This is a genomic window from Hwanghaeella sp. 1Z406 (assembly GCF_048892425.1).
In the GTDB taxonomy this organism is placed as follows: Bacteria; Pseudomonadota; Alphaproteobacteria; order UBA8366; family Aestuariispiraceae; genus Pacificispira.
In genome coordinates this window covers 522,673-540,964 of the sequence record NZ_JBLZHU010000002.1, presented here as the reverse complement: position 1 = coordinate 540,964, position 18,292 = coordinate 522,673, and the positions used below count along the sequence as shown (strand labels likewise).

Annotated in this window: 16 protein-coding genes; all 16 read right to left on the bottom strand. The window is 57.0% G+C overall.

All coding sequences use genetic code 11. From position 1 onward, the window contains the following. Positions 1-37: 37 nt before the first annotated feature. A complete protein-coding gene (locus ACOSDR_RS06935; protein ID WP_420730765.1) occupies positions 38-1,855 on the bottom strand; it encodes an ABC-F family ATP-binding cassette domain-containing protein in 1,818 nt (605 codons plus the stop codon). Between the two features lie 71 nt (positions 1,856-1,926). Then, positions 1,927-2,481: an isopentenyl-diphosphate Delta-isomerase gene (idi, locus tag ACOSDR_RS06930; protein ID WP_420730764.1), complete on the bottom strand. Its 555-nt coding sequence runs from the start codon at positions 2,479-2,481 to the stop codon at positions 1,927-1,929. After that, positions 2,478-3,692: a 5-aminolevulinate synthase gene (gene hemA / locus ACOSDR_RS06925; protein ID WP_420730763.1), complete on the bottom strand. Its 1,215-nt coding sequence runs from the start codon at positions 3,690-3,692 to the stop codon at positions 2,478-2,480. The genes idi and hemA overlap by 4 nt, the downstream gene beginning before the upstream one ends. A gap of 52 nt (positions 3,693-3,744) precedes the next feature. After that, positions 3,745-4,563, bottom strand: a complete 819-nt coding sequence (puhE, locus tag ACOSDR_RS06920) for a putative photosynthetic complex assembly protein PuhE (protein ID WP_420730762.1) — start codon at positions 4,561-4,563, stop codon at positions 3,745-3,747. 15 nt (positions 4,564-4,578) lie between these two features. Beyond that, entirely contained in the window at positions 4,579-5,625 is a 1,047-nt protein-coding gene (acsF, locus tag ACOSDR_RS06915) for a magnesium-protoporphyrin IX monomethyl ester (oxidative) cyclase (protein ID WP_420730761.1), read from the bottom strand. Next, positions 5,625-5,954, bottom strand: a complete 330-nt coding sequence (locus tag ACOSDR_RS06910) for a hypothetical protein (RefSeq protein ID WP_420730760.1) — start codon at positions 5,952-5,954, stop codon at positions 5,625-5,627. Before ACOSDR_RS06910 ends, acsF begins: the two co-directional genes overlap by 1 nt. A 13-nt stretch (positions 5,955-5,967) precedes the next feature. After that, a complete protein-coding gene (gene puhC / locus ACOSDR_RS06905; RefSeq protein ID WP_420725033.1) occupies positions 5,968-6,450 on the bottom strand; it encodes a photosynthetic complex assembly protein PuhC in 483 nt (160 codons plus the stop codon). Positions 6,451-6,488: 38 nt separating this feature from the next. Next, complete coding sequence (gene puhB, locus ACOSDR_RS06900) at positions 6,489-7,151, bottom strand: photosynthetic complex putative assembly protein PuhB (RefSeq protein ID WP_420730759.1); 663 nt, start codon at positions 7,149-7,151, stop codon at positions 6,489-6,491. Further along, positions 7,148-7,924, bottom strand: a complete 777-nt coding sequence (gene puhA, locus ACOSDR_RS06895) for a photosynthetic reaction center subunit H (RefSeq protein ID WP_420730758.1) — start codon at positions 7,922-7,924, stop codon at positions 7,148-7,150. Before puhA ends, puhB begins: the two co-directional genes overlap by 4 nt. A 39-nt stretch (positions 7,925-7,963) precedes the next feature. After that, positions 7,964-9,403 carry a BCD family MFS transporter gene (locus tag ACOSDR_RS06890; protein WP_420725036.1) on the bottom strand — a complete coding sequence of 480 codons (1,440 nt, stop codon included), beginning with the start codon at positions 9,401-9,403 and terminating at the stop codon, positions 7,964-7,966. Further along, positions 9,400-10,098, bottom strand: coding sequence for a magnesium protoporphyrin IX methyltransferase (gene bchM / locus ACOSDR_RS06885; RefSeq protein ID WP_420725037.1), 699 nt, complete (start codon positions 10,096-10,098; stop codon positions 9,400-9,402). Before bchM ends, ACOSDR_RS06890 begins: the two co-directional genes overlap by 4 nt. 14 nt (positions 10,099-10,112) lie before the next feature. Continuing rightward, complete coding sequence (gene bchL, locus ACOSDR_RS06880) at positions 10,113-11,039, bottom strand: ferredoxin:protochlorophyllide reductase (ATP-dependent) iron-sulfur ATP-binding protein (protein ID WP_420725252.1); 927 nt, start codon at positions 11,037-11,039, stop codon at positions 10,113-10,115. Between the two features lie 17 nt (positions 11,040-11,056). Beyond that, the gene (locus ACOSDR_RS06875; RefSeq protein WP_420730757.1) at positions 11,057-14,833 is read right to left on the bottom strand and encodes a magnesium chelatase subunit H; all 3,777 of its coding nucleotides are present in this window, start codon (positions 14,831-14,833) and stop codon (positions 11,057-11,059) included. Continuing rightward, the gene (gene bchB / locus ACOSDR_RS06870; RefSeq protein ID WP_420725039.1) at positions 14,805-16,394 is read right to left on the bottom strand and encodes a ferredoxin:protochlorophyllide reductase (ATP-dependent) subunit B; all 1,590 of its coding nucleotides are present in this window, start codon (positions 16,392-16,394) and stop codon (positions 14,805-14,807) included. The genes ACOSDR_RS06875 and bchB overlap by 29 nt, the downstream gene beginning before the upstream one ends. Before the next feature lie 4 nt (positions 16,395-16,398). Continuing rightward, positions 16,399-17,706: a ferredoxin:protochlorophyllide reductase (ATP-dependent) subunit N gene (locus ACOSDR_RS06865; RefSeq protein WP_420730756.1), complete on the bottom strand. Its 1,308-nt coding sequence runs from the start codon at positions 17,704-17,706 to the stop codon at positions 16,399-16,401. Next, positions 17,703-18,257, bottom strand: a complete 555-nt coding sequence (gene bchF / locus ACOSDR_RS06860; protein WP_420730755.1) for a 2-vinyl bacteriochlorophyllide hydratase — start codon at positions 18,255-18,257, stop codon at positions 17,703-17,705. The genes ACOSDR_RS06865 and bchF overlap by 4 nt, the downstream gene beginning before the upstream one ends. Between the last annotated feature and the right edge of the window lie 35 nt (positions 18,258-18,292).

Genomic DNA, 18,292 nt, shown 5'->3' with positions numbered 1-18,292 from the left:
AACCACGCATCATGCGGTCGCATGAGCGAAATGTTTCCTACCCTTCGATCTCTTCCCGCAGAATTTCCAGTTCCAGCCATTTTTCCTCTGCCACGGCCAAAGCAGATATCGTTGTTTCCAGCGCCTTTGATGATTTTTCCGCCAATTCCCGTTTTTCTGTAAAAACTTTAGGGTCAGCCAATACGGCCTCCAGCTTAGCCTTTTGGGTGCGCAGAGTTTCAATCTGACCCGGCAAGGTTTTCAGGGCTTCGCGCTCTTTCATCGAAAACTTGCGCTTGGCATCGGATGTGGTGGCCGACAGCATTGATTTCGCCGCTGATTTGGTGGATTTCTGAGCCGTTGCGTTTTCTTTGATATCACGAATGGCGCTGCCACGCTGATCCAGCATATCGCTATAGCCGCCCGCATATTCCTGCCAATGGCCCTTCCCTTCGGCAACCAGAACCGATGTGGCGACACGATCCAGGAAATCGCGGTCATGGCTGACCAGAATGACGGTGCCTGGATAGTCGTTCAGCAACTCCTGCAACAGGTCCAGGGTTTCAAGGTCCAGATCATTGGTCGGTTCGTCCAGGATCAACAGATTGGACGGCCGCGTCAGCGCCCGGGCCAGCATTAATCGCCCCCGCTCTCCCCCTGACAGCCGCCCAATGGGCTGGCGCGCCTGTTCCGGGGTGAACAGAAAGTCTTTCATATAGCCGATGACATGGCGGGATTGACCGTTCACGATCACCTTGTCGCTGTCACCGCCGGTCAGGGCATCTTGCAAGGTGACATCGGGTTCCAGTTCCGCGCGGCGCTGATCCAATGTCGCAATCTCCAGCGCGGTGCCCTGAATGGCCGTGCCACTGTCGGGGGCCAGTTCTCCGGTCAAAAGCTTCAACAGGGTTGTCTTGCCTGCCCCATTCGGCCCGATGATTCCCAACCGGTCGCCCCGCAGCACCCGCAGCGACAGGTCTTTGACAATCGCGCGGCTGCCGAAGGATTTCGACATATTCTCGGTTTCCATCACCCGCTTACCAGAGGTACCCGCATCCCCGGCGGCAAGCGTTACCGTGCCCTGGGCACGACGATAGTCACGCCGGTCCTGGCGCATGCTGACCAGATTGCCCAAGCGTTTCTGATTGCGCTTGCGCCGGGCGGTGACGCCATAGCGCAGCCAGTCTTCTTCCATTGCAATCTTGCGATCCAGCTTATGTCGGTCCCGCTCTTCTTCTTCCAGCGTCTGATCGCGCCAGGCCTCAAAGGCTTCGAAACCACGATCCATACGCCGGGCGCGACCCCGATCCAGCCACAACGTTGCCTTTGACAACCGCGTCAGAAAGCGCCGATCGTGGCTGATCAGGATCAGGGCAGAGCGCAGGCCCAGGATTTCTTCTTCCAACCATTCGATGGCTTCCAGATCCAGATGATTGGTCGGCTCATCCAACAGCAGGATATCGGGCTCTGCGGCCAGGACCCGCGCCAGGGCGGCGCGGCGGGCCTCTCCTCCAGACAGGGTCATTGGATCTTCCGCCCCTGTCAGGCCCAAACGCTCCAACAGATAGGAAACGCGATAGCCTTCCATGTCCAGATCCAGCCCATCCTGGGCATAGTCCAGGACGGTCTTATATCCAGACAAGTCTGGTTCTTGCGGCAGATAGCGCACCGTCGTTCCGGGATGAACCCACCGCTTGCCGGAATCGGGCTCAATCTGTGCTGCTGCGATTTTCAACAGGGTCGATTTGCCAGACCCATTGCGCCCGACCAGGCACAGGCGTTCGCCCGGTCCAATGGACAGGCTGGCCCCATCCAGCAGCGCGTGACCGCCAAATGTCAGGTGAATATCGTCTAGTGTCAGGAGTTGTCTTGCCATGCCCCGCGATGTACGCGCCCCGCCACAACTCGGCAAGCGAATTGAGGGGGATTTTAACGGAAATTACCGGATTATAATGAAAGCTCTTCCCAGCGGCGCAAATATATCCGGAACCAGGGGGTAAACGCCTGGGGTGTTGCAAATACTTCGGCGCACAGATGATTCAGGGAAACCCATCGAGTCTCGCTGACTTCATCAGGATTGATAGCAAGGGTGATACTTTTTGGATCCGCCTGCCCACGAAATACAACGACCTGTTCATGCTCCCACAGGCCGCCGCCCACATCCGCACGATACTCGACAGTTGTCCGGCGTTCCAGGGGAAGGGTCAGGCCCAATTCCTCCCGCATGCGCCTTGCTGCGCACTCCTCATGGCTTTCCCCGAAATGTGGATGGGTGCAGCAGGTATTCGCCCATAAGCCACCGCAATGATACTTTTCCGCTGCCCGCCGCTGGATCAGCAATTCCCCTGATAGAGAGAAGACAAAGGCCGAAATCGCCTGATGGAACACACCCAAGCGATGGGCCTCCATCTTCTCAATCGGATATAGCGACTGATCCGCCGCAATCGCGGGGATCATCCCGGATGCGCGCACAGCGCCTGATTTGGGCGGAACATAGGTCACGCCGTTGCCCGGTTCAGGCCCATCTGGGACCAGATTTCTGACAGGGCATTGATCAGCTTATCGATATCCTCATTGGTATGCAGCGGAGATGGGGTAACGCGCAAACGCTCCGTTCCCCGGGCGACGGTCGGATAATTGATCGGCTGAACATAAATGCCATGTTCATGCAGCAATTGATCGCTGATCTGTTTACACAGAACCGGATCCCCCACCATGACCGGCACGATATGGCTGGGATTGGGCAGATGCGGCAGACCCGCGGCATCAAGGCGACGGCGCACCAGGGCGACACGCTCTTCCTTGCGGTGCCGCTCGATCTGGCTGACCTTTAAATGCTTCACACTGGCGCGCGCACCAGCGGCGATTGCCGGCGGCAGGGCGGTTGTGAAGATAAAGCCTGCGGAAAAACTGCGGACAAAATCACACAGGGCTTCCGACGCGGCAATATACCCCCCAATCACCCCAAAGGCTTTGGCCAGGGTACCTTCGATCACAGTCAACCGATGGGCCAGGCCTTCCCGTTCTGATATGCCGCCGCCGCGCGGACCGTACAGGCCCACCGCATGCACCTCGTCCAGATAGGTCATGGCATTGTATTTATCGGCCAGATCACAGATTTCCTTGATCGGTGCGATACAGCCATCCATTGAATAGACACTTTCAAAGGCGATCAGTTTGGGACGATCCGCTGGCAGGGATTTCAGCACCCGTTCCAGATCCGCCACATCATTATGTTTGAAGACGACCTTATCTGCGCGGGAATGGCGGATGCCTTCGATCATCGACGAATGGTTCTTTTCGTCGGAAATCACGATGCAGCCCGGAATTTTTGAGGCCAGCGTCGACAGGGTCGCCCAGTTTGAGACAAAGCCCGATGTGAACAGCAGGGCGGATTCCTTGCCATGCAGATCGGCCAATTCCTGCTCCAACAATACGTGATAGTGATTGGTGCCGGAAATGTTCCGGGTGCCCCCCGCACCCGCGCCGCATTTGTCCATCGCCTCATGCATGGCATTCAGAACCGTCTGATTCTGGCCCATACCCAGATAGTCGTTGGAGCACCACACCGTGACGTCGCGCTCTCCGTCTTCGGCATGATGCGTGGCCCGGGGAAAGTTCCCACGTTGGCGTTCCAGATCGGCAAAGATCCGATAGTTCCCCTCTTCGCGCAAACCGCTCAAGGCATCCTGGAAATAGCCTTCATAATCCATGGTTCAACCTCCCACTCGGGTTCTTGGGCCTTATCTGGCCTGTGTTATCCCTCTACGGCGTTCCCGCAACAGTGGCGTTGCGTTTCACAGTGTCGGGAGCCGGTTCCACCGGCCGGGTTTCTGATTTGGGCGAAATTGCCCATTTCCAAAGGGCTGCGTCCTGAATGGGCAGCACCAGCAACCAATGTTCCAGCAAGGCCAGCGCCATCATGGTGCCGACCAGCATCGCGGCTGTGATCTGAAACGCACTGCCATGAGCACCATGATAGATCAACGCGGCCAACACTGTTCCCGCTGTGACAGACAGGGCAAAGAAAGCAGAGATACGCCGGGTCCCAAAGTAACTTTTCAGGTAAGCCAGATGCGGTGGCAAAAGATCAGCGGCCAAATTGGCAACGCCAAAAAAGACATTCAGTTTCGCACTGAGCCGCATGATCCACAAAACGCCAAATGTCCACCATGCAACGCGATTGGTACCATTCTCTGACAATAGAATGATGACCAGCCCGGAGACCAGAATGGCCAACTCGTGGTACAGCACCGTCCCCGCCGCCAACAGGAATTTCTTCCCCGCACCAGTACCCTTTGGCAATGCATGTTGAACCGGACCAGTGACATAGCCCAGAAGGAACATAACCTCGTTCCAGGCCCAGATTCCCAGACCACAGCCAAAGGCCAGATAAGCCCCAGTAACCGTTGCCATGTCGCGGGTGAACCAGACACCGAGAAGGCTTGCAAACAGAAGGACGGTAACACCGATCAGAATCCAACCCCGTGCCTTGGGCGCGCGACCATCGGTCATAAAGACCAGTCCAGTGGAAAACCACCAGATGAAGACCGCAAAAAACAGAGGGATCAGATATGTGTCCATCCTGTCTGTAACCTCCTACCAGGCCGGCTGCATGCGGCTGGTTTCCGGGATTTCGTTGCTGATCGTCGGCAACAGATACAGCCGCGCAAAGGTCGCAGCCGCTGCCAGGGTCAATGCTGCCTTCTTAATCCGTCCAGCCCCCTTCATCCGGTCATTCAGCACCCGCAGACGCTCAAACCCTGCCCGAAGTTTCGGATTGTCCGTGTCCAGTGTGAAGGGGAAAACCTGCTTGGTGATTTCAGAGCAGATATTGAAGACTTTGTAGTCATACTCGGTTGGGTCAAGTTGCGCCGCCTTATGGAATTCCGGGCGGTTGTGGTCGCGGACATACATGGTCGCGTAGACCGCCATCAGGAAGAACCGGATCCACAACTTGTTATGGCCTTTCAACAATTCCGGTTGGGAACGCATCAACAGGGCAAAAGCCTCCCCATGGCGGAATTCGTCATTACACCAGCGCTCAAACCATTTGAAGATCGGATGGAAGCGCAGTTCCGGATGCCGTTCAAACTGGCGGAAGATCACGATGTAACGGGCATAACCGATCTTCTCTGACAGATAGGTGGCATAGAAGATGAATTTGGGCCGGAAATAGGTGTATTTCTTCGCCTTGGTCAGGAAGCCCAGATCAATCCCGATATTATATTCTTTCAGCGCGTCATTGATGAAACCGGCATGGCGGCTTTCGTCCCGCGCCATCAGTTTGAACAATTCGCACATATCCGGATTGGAACCACGCTTGCGCATTTCCGCATACAGGATGCAGCCCGAAAATTCCGACGTCATGGAACTGACCAGGAAATCGACGAACTCTTTGCGCAAGGCTGGCGGCAGATCGTCCAGACTGGGCGCTTCCCAGTTTTCGTCCTTCTTGAAATGCAGGCGGTTCGGGTCGCTGCGCATTTCCGCGATCAGCGCATCCCATTCCTTGCGCACTGGGGTGACATCCATCTTGTCCAGAGCATCGAAATCCGTGGTGTAAAAGCGCGGGCTCAACACCGTTGATTCCTTAGCGATGTTTAACGTGTCATCAGTCGTGATCGACATGCTGGTGATGGTCATTATGCATCTCCTGCTGAAAAGCTGACTTCCAAAAGCTCCAGGCATTCAAGACGTCCTGTAAGCTTGGTCCAGGCGCGCTCCAACCGTCCGGCCCGTTGTACTTCCGCTGTCCGAAACAGAGTGAATTTGGACCCGTAAGGGGCAACGATCTTGTCCCCCAGAACACGCACCGTATCCCCTGGACCGACGGGCACATTCGCCTTCAAATCGACATGGGCATAGACACCATCAAATGTGTTTTCGACATCCACGACACAGGGCACTTCTGACACAAGGCGCTTAAAGAAGTGCGGGTTTGCAGCGGGTTGAGGGTCTAAATCAGGGCTCATCTCAGTCTCATCCTTATGACGCGTGGGCAAAAAACAGGCGGCTGAACGCTTGTGCATTTGTTGGCCCGAAAGCGTTCAGGAACACTTCCCGATTGGTCTGTGGGTCCGACAAGATCAAGGCGCCATCTGCCGTCAGGATCAGGTGAAACGGGGGCGTCGGGCCAATTCCCATCGACCGGCGCTCTCTGGCAAATCCCCGCAAGACACCTCGCACGAAGCCATCTTCCTTTGGCTCCACGGCGGTAATGATGGCAGAGGTTTCACCATCCAGAACAGCAATCGCGCCATTGGGTTGATCCGCAAATCCAATGGCGCGGATACGGGTTTCACCCGCCTGGATGATTTCTTGAATATCCGCGTCACGCTGGGCAGTGGTTTGATGCTTCTGATAGCTGGACCAGGCCGATAGGATGAGTGTCAAAGCCACCATCACCGCGACTGCGATCAACAAGGGCCGCGGGACGGCGGTGTCATGATGATGATGAACTGGCTTCATCGGATCGTTCCTTTAGCGTGACGCGGAGTCATCAAGCTCTACTCCGCTGGTTCCGGCATCATGCCTGGCGCATGCTGGGCTTCTGTCTTCTCTTCCATGAAGGTGACAGGGTTGCCAGCAATCGCGTCTGCCAATAGCTGTGCCACTTTTTCTGGATTCTTCACTGCACGCAGCATTGGCTGCGGACGGGCAAATTTCATCGGACGAACAAAGGGCCACATGTGAATATAGCCAACCCGATGCTGTCCCCCGAAATCCAGAGGCAGATCCCCTGTCCCATCCCCGCAAATTCGCATATCTGCAGATTTAACGAGAGAGAATGGCAAATTGACCGTCAGTGTCAGGGCCATGCCGAACCGCATCACCAGTCGCTTAGACGTGATGGTATAGACCGTGGTGCGGGCATAGAACCATGCCAGCAAACACAGAACGCCAACCGTCACCGCCGCGATGGGGGCCATCATCGCAAAAGTCCTGCCGACATCTGCCAATGTCTGCCCATCATGATACCCAGAGGCCGCGCCCCAGGCCAGCAGGATGGCGAAATAGATCGCAACCTTTCGAACATGAAAGACGCGATAGGCAAGCCCGGTCCAGCTCGGTTTGCCCCGCCACAGGATGCGCTCATCCTCCGGCGGGGCTTCCGGCAGGCCCTCTACGGGTTCAAACTCGTGCTCGCCAATGACAGGGGCCGATTTCATAGCAACGGCTCCGACCGGGACGGCGTTGCATACAGGGTGCCGCCGCCATAGAAGCCACAGATCTTATCTTCTTCCAGGCGTGTCACCACATCTGGATTCTTAGTCGCGGGAACCTGAACGAAATGTCCACCCAGGATCGATTTGACCTTGATCTGCCGGCGCTTGGCATCGACCCGCGACAGGGTCATCGGCAACAGACGCATGCCCGCACCTGGGACATCGACTTCCAGATAGCGAATGATGTATTCGCCGGTATCGACCCAGATATCGGCAACCGTGCCACCAACAACGCCATCGGCCCCGACAACATCCATGCCACGGGGATCAGGATCATCTTCATCCACATGGAAGCTGCCCGCGATCCGCATCGGCTTCAGTTTTGGAGACCCGTCGATCGCGGCGTCTGGAATATCCTGACGCTGCGCATAGGCAGCGGGACCAACCCCGTCGACCATCGGATTGCCGGTGGGAACCAGGGGTGCACCAGGATGACCGGCCGACGGCTTGGCTGCTATCGGGCGATCATCAGACAGGCCATTGGGGGCCATCACCGTAGACCCATCCGCCATGCGGAAGGTCTTGGGGGATGGTACATCGGGATAACCCCGACTGGACGCGCGGGGATTGCGCTCCGTCAGATCATTCTGCAGCGGATACCCTTCCCGCTTGCTTTCCTGATGCAGATGGAGAACCAAAAATGCAAAGAATACCCAGAATACATACAGCACGATCTGCGCTGCATCAATGTATCCTGTTATCGCTCCGACTTCCATGGGAAACCTCCCTTTCTTTATGGTCTAAGCCGCTCTCGGCTAGCCCGGAAATTGAACCAGGCCAAATTTTGTTCCAACAGGTACGGACTTTTCAGACCGGTAATTGACCAACGGCCCGATCGCCGCCAGCGTGGCAAACAACAGCAAAATTTCTAAATGATAGACGACCGAATACCCCACCGACGGATCGGTCAGGGCCACACCCAAAGCACCCTTGGCAGACAATGTGCCGACAAAGTCCCGCAATGCCCCGCCCAGGAAGGCGGCGACACCGGTTGCGGTCGCGGTCACCGCGCCCCAAGCCCCCAGCGCCAGACCGCTGTAGCCATCCCGTGCAAGGGCCATCGCTGCCGTTAATGTTCCCGTGACAAACAGCCCGCCGCCCACACCAATCATAAACGTGCCGATGCGGAACAAAGTCGGCGAATGAAACGGTGCAGAGAAAATTACAGCGGAAAAGGCAAAAACACCTATTACCGCACCGAACCCAGCCAGCCGATGCACGTCACCGCCCTGGCCCAATTTGCGTGCCGAATAAGCCAGACCCAACAGGGTCCCCCCCGCCAGCAATGCCGTCAACAAGGTGGTTGCACTGACGCTGAGGCCCAGGATTTCCCCGCCATAGGGCTCTAACAGAATATCTTGCATACTAAAGGCGGCGGTTCCCAAACCAACCGCAATCAACAGACGCTTCACCCGACCCGCCGCCAGAAATTCGTTCCAGCTTTCCTTAAAACTGGGGCGTTCCAGATCAGGGGCGGTTTGTGCCGGGTCGCGGGTTTCCTGTTTCCAGACCGCGATCAGGTTTAAGACGACGGTCACCGCCGCTGCGCCCTGAACCAGTTGGATCAGCAGTTTTGGATTATAATTCTGCAACAGAAAGCCATAGACCAGAGACGCCCCGACCATGCCGACCAACAGCATGACATATAGCAGCGCCACGACGCGGGGGCGCTTGTCTTCCGGGGAAATGTCTGTCGCCAGCGCCAGACCGGCAGTCTGGGTCGTATGCATGCCCAGGCCAACCATCAGGAAGGCCAGGGCTGCGCCAACGACGCCAAGCTCCTGCGGCCCGCCGCGCACATCACCCGACAGAACCAACAGTGCGAAGGGCATGATCGCCAAGCCGCCAAACTGCAACAGCGACCCGTACCAGATATAAGGCAGGCGCCGAACGCCCAGATAGGATTTATAGGTATCGGACTTAAACCCGATCAAAGCCCGGAACGGGGCCACCAATAGGGGCAGGGAGACCATCACCGCCACAACCCAGGCCGGCACATTTAATTCAACGATCATTACGCGGTTCAATGTCCCGGTCAGCAGCACGGCTGCCAATCCAACGCTGATCTGAAACAGGGATAAGCGCAACAGGCGACCCAGTGGTAGTTCCGTTGAGGCGGCATCCGCGAAAGGCAGATATTTTGGTCCTAACTGAGACCAGAACCGCTGAATCTTTTTGACCCGGCTGCGTTTCATCGCACCACAAGCTCCTGTGCGTGGGACATGTAAAATCCGGTCGTAACCCGCAAATCACGCCCAGTGCTCCATCCCTGAATTTCAGGACGGGCCAGGAATAACTGACGGATTTTGGTGTTGCTGATCGGCTCAATGAAGGGTGCGCGGTTGCCTTGCGGAAACATCCGCCCGACCGCATGCATCACTGTCAGCATCGGGGTGCGCGGCGCATGGGTGAACAGGATCGACTTGCGTGTGCGCTTGGCCAAACCAGCCAGCATCGCTGCCATATCTGCGGCCTTATAATGGATCATACTGTCCATCCCGACGACATGATCAAATGACCCCAGATCAGGGGACAGCATATCGCCAGACAACCAGGCCACGGTGCCCGCCAGATCCGTCGGTGCGCGCTCCCGCGCCAATTCCACCAGGGTCGGGGACAGATCAATTGCCGTCACATCCGCGCCCCGTCTGGCCGCCTCTATCGACAGAGCACCGGTGCCACAGCCTGCATCCAGGATTGTCACACCAGTCAAATCTTGTGGCAACCAGGACAGCAGGGCATTGCGAATCTGATCCCGACCAGCCCGAACGGTCGCGCGGATCTTGCTGACCGGGGCATCGGTGGTCAGCTTCGCCCAGGCTTCAACCGCAGTGCGATCAAAATAGGTCTCTAACTGACCCCGGCGTGCAATATAGGTTCCGGTTTCCATTGGTCCGGCCTTTCTCAATCAAAGCCCAGAAAGTCAAAAATATCGCGGTCCTTCATCGGGATCGCATCCAGCGGTTCCACCCCGGCATACAAAGTAGCAGCCAGCTTCATATACTCGTTCTGAACCGCCTCAAGTTCCGGCGATGGTTCCATTTCAAACAGCACACTTTTCTTCAATCGGCTGCGACGAATGACATCCAATTGTGGGAAATGGGCCAGGGTCTTCAGGCCCACGGCCGCGTTGAAGCGGTCTATCTCATCGGTGGCATCGCTGCGATTGGCGATGACGCCGCCGACGCGAACATCATAATTCTTGGCCTTGGCATTGATCGCCTGGACAATGCGGTTCATCGCAAAGATCGAGTCAAAGTCATTCGCAGTCACGATCACCGCGCGTTCGGCATGCTGCAGCGGCGCGGCAAATCCGCCGCAAACCACATCACCCAACACATCGAAGATCACCACATCGGTATCTTCCAGCAGATGATGTTCCTTCAGCAGTTTTACGGTCTGGCCGACGACATAGCCGCCACAGCCGGTGCCAGCGGGCGGGCCACCGGCCTCCACACACATCACACCGTTATAGCCTTCGAAAACGAAATCTTCGATGCGCAGCTCTTCGGCATGGAAATCAACCTGCTCCAGCGCATCAATCACGGTGGGTTGCAGTTTTTTGGTCAGGGTGAAGGTGGAGTCATGCTTGGGATCACAGCCGATCTGCAGCACCCGCAGGCCCAGCTTTGAAAAAGCAACCGACAGGTTGGAAGATGTCGTTGATTTCCCAATCCCCCCCTTGCCATAGACGGAAAAGACCTTGGCCGTGTCAATCTGCATGGCCGGGTCCAGATGCACCTGAACGCTGCCATCGCCATCCATGCCACGGCGCAATCCTTGAGGCTTGGCCACCGTCGATTTCGCTAGGGTCGATCCGTCGCGCTTCATTGTGTCGAGTACAAAACTCATGCCGCTGCCTCCGCGTTAATGCCTTCGAGCCGGTCTTCCAACTCGTCTCCCGCTGCCTGAAGGGCAGCGAGCGTTTCGGGATCTGGTGTCCAGTAATTGCGCTCATGCGCTTCCAGCAGACGGTTGGCGACGCGCGCCGATGCCTTTGGATTAAGCTCCGCCATCCGGCGACGCATGTCTGGATCCAGGACGTATGTTTCTGTGATCTGTTTAAAGACCCAGGGGGTGACTTGACCGGTCGTCGCCGACCAGCCCAGTGTGTTGGTGACGCAGGCTTCAATCTCGCGCACGCCTTCATAGCCATGCTTCAGCATGCCTTCATACCAGGTCGGGTTCAGCATGCGGGTGCGCGCTTCCAGGGAAACCTGTTCCGTCAATGTACGGATTTTGCCGTCATTGCTGGTCTGATCCCCGATATAGACGGGAATGCCCACGCCGCCGGAGGCGGTTTTTGCGGCCCTGGTAATGCCGCCCAGCGTATCAAAGTAATGATCGATGGTGGTCACACCCACTTCCACCGATTCCAGATTTTGATAGGCCAGTTGCACACCGGCCAGCATCGTATTCATCAATGCCTTTTGCGGCTGCGGGCTGCCATTCACGCCATAGGCGAAGCTTTTATGTTCCGTGAACATGGCGCCCAGTTCGCCTTCGTCCTGCCATTGGCCGCTGCCGACCAGACCATTGACGTTGGAGCCATAATTGCCATCGGAATTGCTGAACACGCGCAGGGCTGCCGTGTCCATGTCGCAGCCCTTTTCCACCTGATAGGCCAGCGAATGCTTGCGCACGAAATTCATATCCAGCGGTTCATCCGCCTTGGATGCCATAAGTGCTGCTTGCGCCAACAACTTGGTCTGCAAGGGCAACAGATCCCGGAAGATGCCAGACAGGGTCATAACAACATCAATCCGGGGACGCCCAAGCTCTTCCAGCGGGATCAAAGAGGCCCCAACCAAACGCCCGAAACTGTCAAAGCGGGGTTTAGCCCCAAACAATGCCAGGGCCTGACCAATCGGCCCGCCTTCGCTTTTCAGATTGTCGGTGCCCCACAGAACCATGGCGACCGATTCCGGGAAGCCATTGCCGTCAGCCACATGGCGTTCGATCAAGCGTGTTGCTTGCCGCGCCCCATCTTCAACCGCAAAGGCACTGGGCAGGCGGAAGGGGTCGAAGCCATGAAGATTCCGCCCGGTTGGTATGATTTCAGGCGTGCGCAGGATATCGCCCCCCGGAACAGGCCGCACATAGCCGCCGTCCAGGGCATGGATCAGGGCACCCAGTTCATGATCTTTTGCCAGCAGAGCATTTGACCGAACCAAGCCTGCCAAAGCCGCCATTTCTTCAGCGGATCCAGACAATCCGGCCATTTTCGCCGCCGCCTTGGCATCCGCCCCGGCAACAATCGCCTGAATGGCACTGCGCGGCAGGGCCTGGTCATAGGCCGACTGGCTCATCAATTCCAACAGATCTATGCGGGCGTCTTGTGACATGCCCTGACCGACAATATGCAGACCATCCGGGATCAGGGTCGCTTCCAATTCCCGCAACCGGGTCTGTAATTCAAAGATTTCCGGTTCGGAGGAAACGCCCCACTGTGGGTTGTCTTCCGCCAAGTCCAGGGCGACAGCCTGACTTTGAATGATTTCAGCCAGACCCATGCGCGATTCGACGTCATCTGGATGTGACGACCGCCACCGATCCAGCGAGGCCTTCAAATCGATCAGTCCTTTATACAGACCTGCCTTATGTACCGGCGGGGTCATATAGCTGATCAACGTCGCAGCAGACCGACGCTTGGCAATCGTCCCTTCTGACGGGTTGTTTGCGGCATACAGATAGAAATTCGGCATGGACCCGATCAGCCGTTCCGGCCAGCAGGTTGCCGACATGCCCGCCTGTTTGCCCGGCATGAATTCCAAGGCACCATGGGTGCCAAAATGCAGCGCCGCATCGGCCTGGAACTCTTCCCGCAGATAGCGATAGAAGGCGGAAAAGGCATGGGTCGGGGCGAAGTCTTTTTCAAAGAGCATCCGCATCGGATCCCCTTCATAGCCAAAACCCGGCTGAACCGCGACCAGGACATTGCCGAACTGCATGCCCAGCACGAAAAGGGACCGACCATCGGTCAATTGCCGACCCGGCGCGGGCCCCCAACAGGCTTCGATCTGTTTCAGATAGGGGTCATTGCGGACATGATCATCGACCGATATCGTCGCATGGACATTGGCATCGGTTCCGTATCTGTCGCTGTTCCCGCTGAGAACCAGTGCGCGCAGGGCGTCGGCATCCTGAGGCAGATCGCCCACTGTGTATCCCTGGGCCTTCATTTCCGTCAGCGTGTTGAACAGGGATTCGAATACAGACAGGAAGGCTGCGGTTCCCGTCGCCCCGGAATTTGGGGGGAAATTGAACAGAACAACCGCGATTTTCTTCTTCGCCCGTTCGGTCTGGCGCAGGGATACGATCTTTTCGACCCGGCGGACCATGACATCGACCTGGACCGGATCAGCGACCATGGAACTGCCGCCTTCCACTTCTCCACCGCGGCGCCCGCCATAGACACTGGGCGCGATCACACCATCCAGTTCAGGGATCGCGACCATGATCGTTGCCTCAAATGGCATCAATCCCTGATCCGACCCACGCCACTGATCCAGGGTCTGGAATTCCAGCGCATGGCCCGACAGGCAGGGTACATTTAATCCATCCAGCATTTTCGATGCGGCGACGGAGTCATTATAGGCTGGCCCACCAACCAGAGAGAACCCGGTCAGGCAGATCATCGCATCCACCGTCGCCGTGCCATCCTTTTGGAAGAACTTCTCCACCGCCGGGCGCGAATCCAGACCATTGGCAAAAGCAGGGATCGCCCGCAGACCGCGCCGTTCCAGCGCCGTAATCACGCCGTCATAATGGCCGGCATCGCCTGCCAGCACGTAGGAGCGCAACAGGATCAAACCGACGCGGCCTTTTTCGGGCACGGCCATTTCCGGCAGATCTGCAACTTCCGTGACAGTGCGCGCGCCCAATCTGGGGTGATACAGACCAACGTCTGGATAATCGATAGGCGGGGCCGCCTGAACCATGCTGCGCAAGGGTAACCGATCCCCCGCCGCGCAGGTCTGGATCAGGAAGCGAACCAGGCTGGCCAGATTCACATCACTGCAGGCCAGCCAGTATTGCATGACCATGAAGTAGGCCCGCACATCCTGGGCGGAACCTGGAATATATTTCAAAATGGCAGGCAGCCGACGCAGCATTGCCATCCGGTTTTCGCCGGAATTGCACAACCCACGACAGGCCTGTTGCGACTTACAGGGGATCGGCTGATTGCATTTCCGGTCTTTCTGGCCACCGGACCCTTTCAGCTTTTTCAACAGATTGATTGCAGCTGAGGGCTTTGCCTGCATGTCGAACCGGCCCAGGCGTGTCAGCTTCACGATTTCTGCCGCAGACATGCAGGCAATCATCGCATCACAATTTTCCCGGCGGGCCATCAGATCAGGCATAACGGCCTGGATCTGGTTTTCAACAAACAGCATCGCCACCAGAATGATATCACCCGTCACGATATCCGCCCGGCAGGATGCCAAGGCCTTTTCGGATTTGTCCCAATCAACGGCGGCATGGAATTTCAGGTTAAGGCCGGGCAATTCTTGCTCAAGGACCGGACGGGCGCGGTCCATCGCCCCGCGCAACACGCTGTCGAGGCCGATAATCACAACATTGATCGGGACGGCGTTACCGTCCGAAATGCGCTTTTGCATCATACAATGTCTCTAAAGTGATCGGGGAAATGCCCTTTTCCCGCGCGTAAAGCTCTGTGTTCTTCCGTGCCTTGCCCCGCACGAAAAAGGGTATTTTCTTCAACTCTGCTTCTGCATCCGGCAGCCAGTCTGCGGTCCATTCTGTAAGGGTCGCCGTACTGTCGCCTGCTGGAGAGGGGGAAATCGGGTCCTGGGTTTCCGGGCGCTCTTTCACCGCGCCATGTCCCAGATGCGACGCCTGCGCATCGCCATGAAATTCGAAATCTTCCCGGAACATGCCCAGCAGATGTTCTTCCAGCCCCATCATCAGGGGATGCACCCAGCTATCAAAAATGACATTCGCGCCTTCAAATCCCATCTGAGGGGAGTAACGCGCCGGGAAATCCTGAACATGAACCGGGGCGGAAATCACCGCACAGCCAATCCCCAACCGCTTGGCAATATGGCGCTCCATCTGGGACCCCAGAACCATTTCCGGCTCCAGCGCTTCGATGGCAGCTTCGACTTCCAGATAATCGTCGCTGATAAGTGCTTCCAGACCGTATAGTTTCGCGGCATCACGGACATCGCGCGCCTGCTCCCGGCTATAGGTGCCCAGACCCACAACGTTAAAGCCGAATTCCTTATCTGCGATACGAGCAGCAGCAATGGCATGGGTCGCATCACCGAAGATGAAAACCCGCTTGCCGGTCAGGTAATTCGAATCCACAGACCGGGAATACCACGGCAGCCGTGTCGGGGATTGGGCCAAAACCTCACTTGGGTCGATATCGGCTATTTCTGCGACTTCCGCGATGAAATCGCGTGTTGCGCCAACGCCAATCGGCACCGTCCGTGTATAGGGTTGCTTGAAGGTGCGGTGCAGCCATTTTGCTGCTGTTTCAGCGATTTCCGGATACAGTACGACGTTGAAATCCGCATCACCCAAATTCTGAATATCTGCCGCAGTCGCATCCATTGGCGCGACGCATGCAACCTCTACCCCCAATGATGTCAGCAGCCGCGTGATTTCGGTTATGTCATCGCGGTGACGGAAACCCAATGCCGTTGGGCCCAGCAGGTTACAGCGTGGGCGCTGTCCCTGTGGGCGCGCGGGGCGCTGCCAACCGGCTTCCGGAGCCTTCGCCCCGGCAAGGCCGCGCACCAGATGATAAAAGGTTTCCGACGCGCCCCAGTTTTCCTTACGCTGATAGGACGGCAGTTCCAGGGGAACAACGGGAATCGGAAGGTTCAGAGCCTTTGCAAGGCCCGCAGGGTCGTCCTGAATTAACTCAGCGGTGCAGGAAGACCCAACCAGCATGGCCGCTGGCTTGAACCGTTCATAGGCTTCGGCCATAGCAGATTTGAACAATTCCGCCGTGTCCGTTCCCAAATCGCGGGCCTGGAACGTCGTATAGGTGACCGGCGGGCGTTTTTGGCGGCGCTCAATCATCGTGAACAACAGATCCGCATAGGTATCCCCCTGCGGCGCGTGCAAGACATAATGTACATCCTGCATTGCAGTCGCAATCCGCATTGCCCCAACATGAGGGGGGCCTTCATATGTCCAGACGGTCAGTTGCATCGCGTCAGACCTCCAGCCGGGTGCGGCGCACCAGGGGGCGCGCGAAAAGTTCTGCCAGATCGCCCGCCTGCTCAAAGCCCTGGATCGGCGTAAAGACCAGTTCGATGGACCATTTCGTAGCGCGGCCTTCCGCCTCTAACGGGTTGGCCAGACCAAGACCACAGACGATCAGGTCCGGATTGCTGTCGCGGCATCGGTCCAATTGCTTCTCAACATCCTGCCCTTCGCTCAACTGCACACCCTCCGGCAACAGATCAAGTTCCTGTTCCAGGTGCTGGCGATGCAGGAAGGGGGTACCGACTTCGATCAGTTTCATGTCCAATTCACGGGCTAGGAATCGGGCCAGCGGCGGCTCCAATTGGGAATCCGGGAAAAAGAAAACACTCTTCCCGCCCAGCGTTTTCTTCTGGCGGTCAACAGCAACCCGGGCCCGTTCCTGCCCCGGTGCGACAACTTTCTGGAAATGCTCCGGATCGACAGCAAATGCCTGTGCCGCAGCTTTCAGCCACCGCGTTGTTCCTTCCGCGCCCAAAGGGAATGGCGCTGAAAGTCGTTTGGCGCCGCGATCTTCCAATATCCGACCGGTATCGCCCAAAAAGGGCTGGGCCAGAAGATATCGGGTATTGGGGCCAACCGGCGGCAGAGAGCGGCTGTTGCGCGGCGGCAGAAAATAAACAGGACCAATCCCCAATTCTTCGAACAAACGACGGAATTGATCTTCCACCACATCCGCCAACGACCCCACGATCATCAACGAGGCGGGCGCATCGGCGTCTTCCATCGGCAATTCCGGAACCAGAGAGGCCAGACAGGCGTCTTCCCCCTGAGTGAACGTGGTTTCGATCCCACTGCCAGAATAATTCAGGATTCGGACATCTGGCATATATTGGCGCGACAACCGTTGCGCCGCGCGGGACAGGTCCAGCTTGATCACTTCTGAAGGACAGGATCCGACAAGGAACAGCAGTTTGATATCCGGGCGTCGCTGCAACAGGCGCGTTACCACCCGGTCCAATTCTTCATTCATATCGGCCAGACCGGCCAAATCCCGCTCGTCAATGATCGCCGTACCAAACCGGGGTTCCGCAAAGATCATCACGCCGGCGGCTGATTGGATCAGATGCGCACAGGTTCGCGACCCAACCACCAGAAAGAAAGCGTCCTGGATTTTACGATGCAGCCAGACAATTCCGGTCAGTCCACAGAAGACTTCCCGCTGACCCCGCTCCCGGATCACAGGCTTTTCTGAATCCTGCCGAAGTGCGGGTGCCGTGGTGCAGGCGATTGGTTGGTCCAGAACAGAACTGGTCATAAGGCTATCCTCAACTGATTGGGGAAAGCCTTATTCGTGTCTGTTTCAGTGCGTGCCGGTTGCGCCTGAAGTCTTGCATGCTGAAGGCGCGCGGCCCGCAATTTCCAGATGAATTGCGCGGCGTTGATGACGTAGGTCGCATAGGCCGCCAAAGCCAGAAGCATCAGCTCAAAAGGCGTTGCCAGACCAAAAAACACCATTGCCAGATAGGCAGTGTGCAACGCCAGCACCAACATGCTGAACACATCTTCCCAGAAGAAAGCCTTGGCAAAAAGCCATTCACCGAACACGACCTTTTCCCAGATCGATCCGGTAATCATGATTGTGTATAGCGCGAAAGTCTTGACCACGACGGACGCGGTAGCGATCTCATAGCCCTGCCCCGTCGCAAGATAGGCGAGAACAAAATACAGGCTGACCAGGAAGATAACGAATTGCGCTGGCGCCAGAACACCTTGGACCAGCGTCCAAACCGACGCATCACGACGTTTGCGCTGTTCTGGCGTGTAAAGCTCCCGCACCACCCTATTTGGCTTATAGCCTGTTTTCATCGGCCTGCTTCTCCTGCATGTCGCCTTATTACCGA

Coding starts and splice junctions, on each gene's coding strand:
- ACOSDR_RS06865 (WP_420730756.1), bottom strand. CDS start 17,706: ATGACCAGTTCTGTTCTGGACCAACCAATCGCCTGCACCACGGCACCC.
- bchF (WP_420730755.1), bottom strand. CDS start 18,257: ATGAAAACAGGCTATAAGCCAAATAGGGTGGTGCGGGAGCTTTACACG.
- ACOSDR_RS06910 (WP_420730760.1), bottom strand. CDS start 5,954: ATGAGCCCTGATTTAGACCCTCAACCCGCTGCAAACCCGCACTTCTTT.
- puhB (WP_420730759.1), bottom strand. CDS start 7,151: ATGAAATCGGCCCCTGTCATTGGCGAGCACGAGTTTGAACCCGTAGAG.
- puhE (WP_420730762.1), bottom strand. CDS start 4,563: ATGGACACATATCTGATCCCTCTGTTTTTTGCGGTCTTCATCTGGTGG.
- bchM (WP_420725037.1), bottom strand. CDS start 10,098: ATGGAAACCGGAACCTATATTGCACGCCGGGGTCAGTTAGAGACCTAT.
- puhA (WP_420730758.1), bottom strand. CDS start 7,924: ATGGAAGTCGGAGCGATAACAGGATACATTGATGCAGCGCAGATCGTG.
- acsF (WP_420730761.1), bottom strand. CDS start 5,625: ATGACCATCACCAGCATGTCGATCACGACTGATGACACGTTAAACATC.
- bchL (WP_420725252.1), bottom strand. CDS start 11,039: ATGAAGCGCGACGGATCGACCCTAGCGAAATCGACGGTGGCCAAGCCT.
- ACOSDR_RS06875 (WP_420730757.1), bottom strand. CDS start 14,833: ATGATGCAAAAGCGCATTTCGGACGGTAACGCCGTCCCGATCAATGTT.
- ACOSDR_RS06935 (WP_420730765.1), bottom strand. CDS start 1,855: ATGGCAAGACAACTCCTGACACTAGACGATATTCACCTGACATTTGGC.
- puhC (WP_420725033.1), bottom strand. CDS start 6,450: ATGAAGCCAGTTCATCATCATCATGACACCGCCGTCCCGCGGCCCTTG.
- ACOSDR_RS06890 (WP_420725036.1), bottom strand. CDS start 9,403: ATGAAACGCAGCCGGGTCAAAAAGATTCAGCGGTTCTGGTCTCAGTTA.
- bchB (WP_420725039.1), bottom strand. CDS start 16,394: ATGCAACTGACCGTCTGGACATATGAAGGCCCCCCTCATGTTGGGGCA.
- hemA (WP_420730763.1), bottom strand. CDS start 3,692: ATGGATTATGAAGGCTATTTCCAGGATGCCTTGAGCGGTTTGCGCGAA.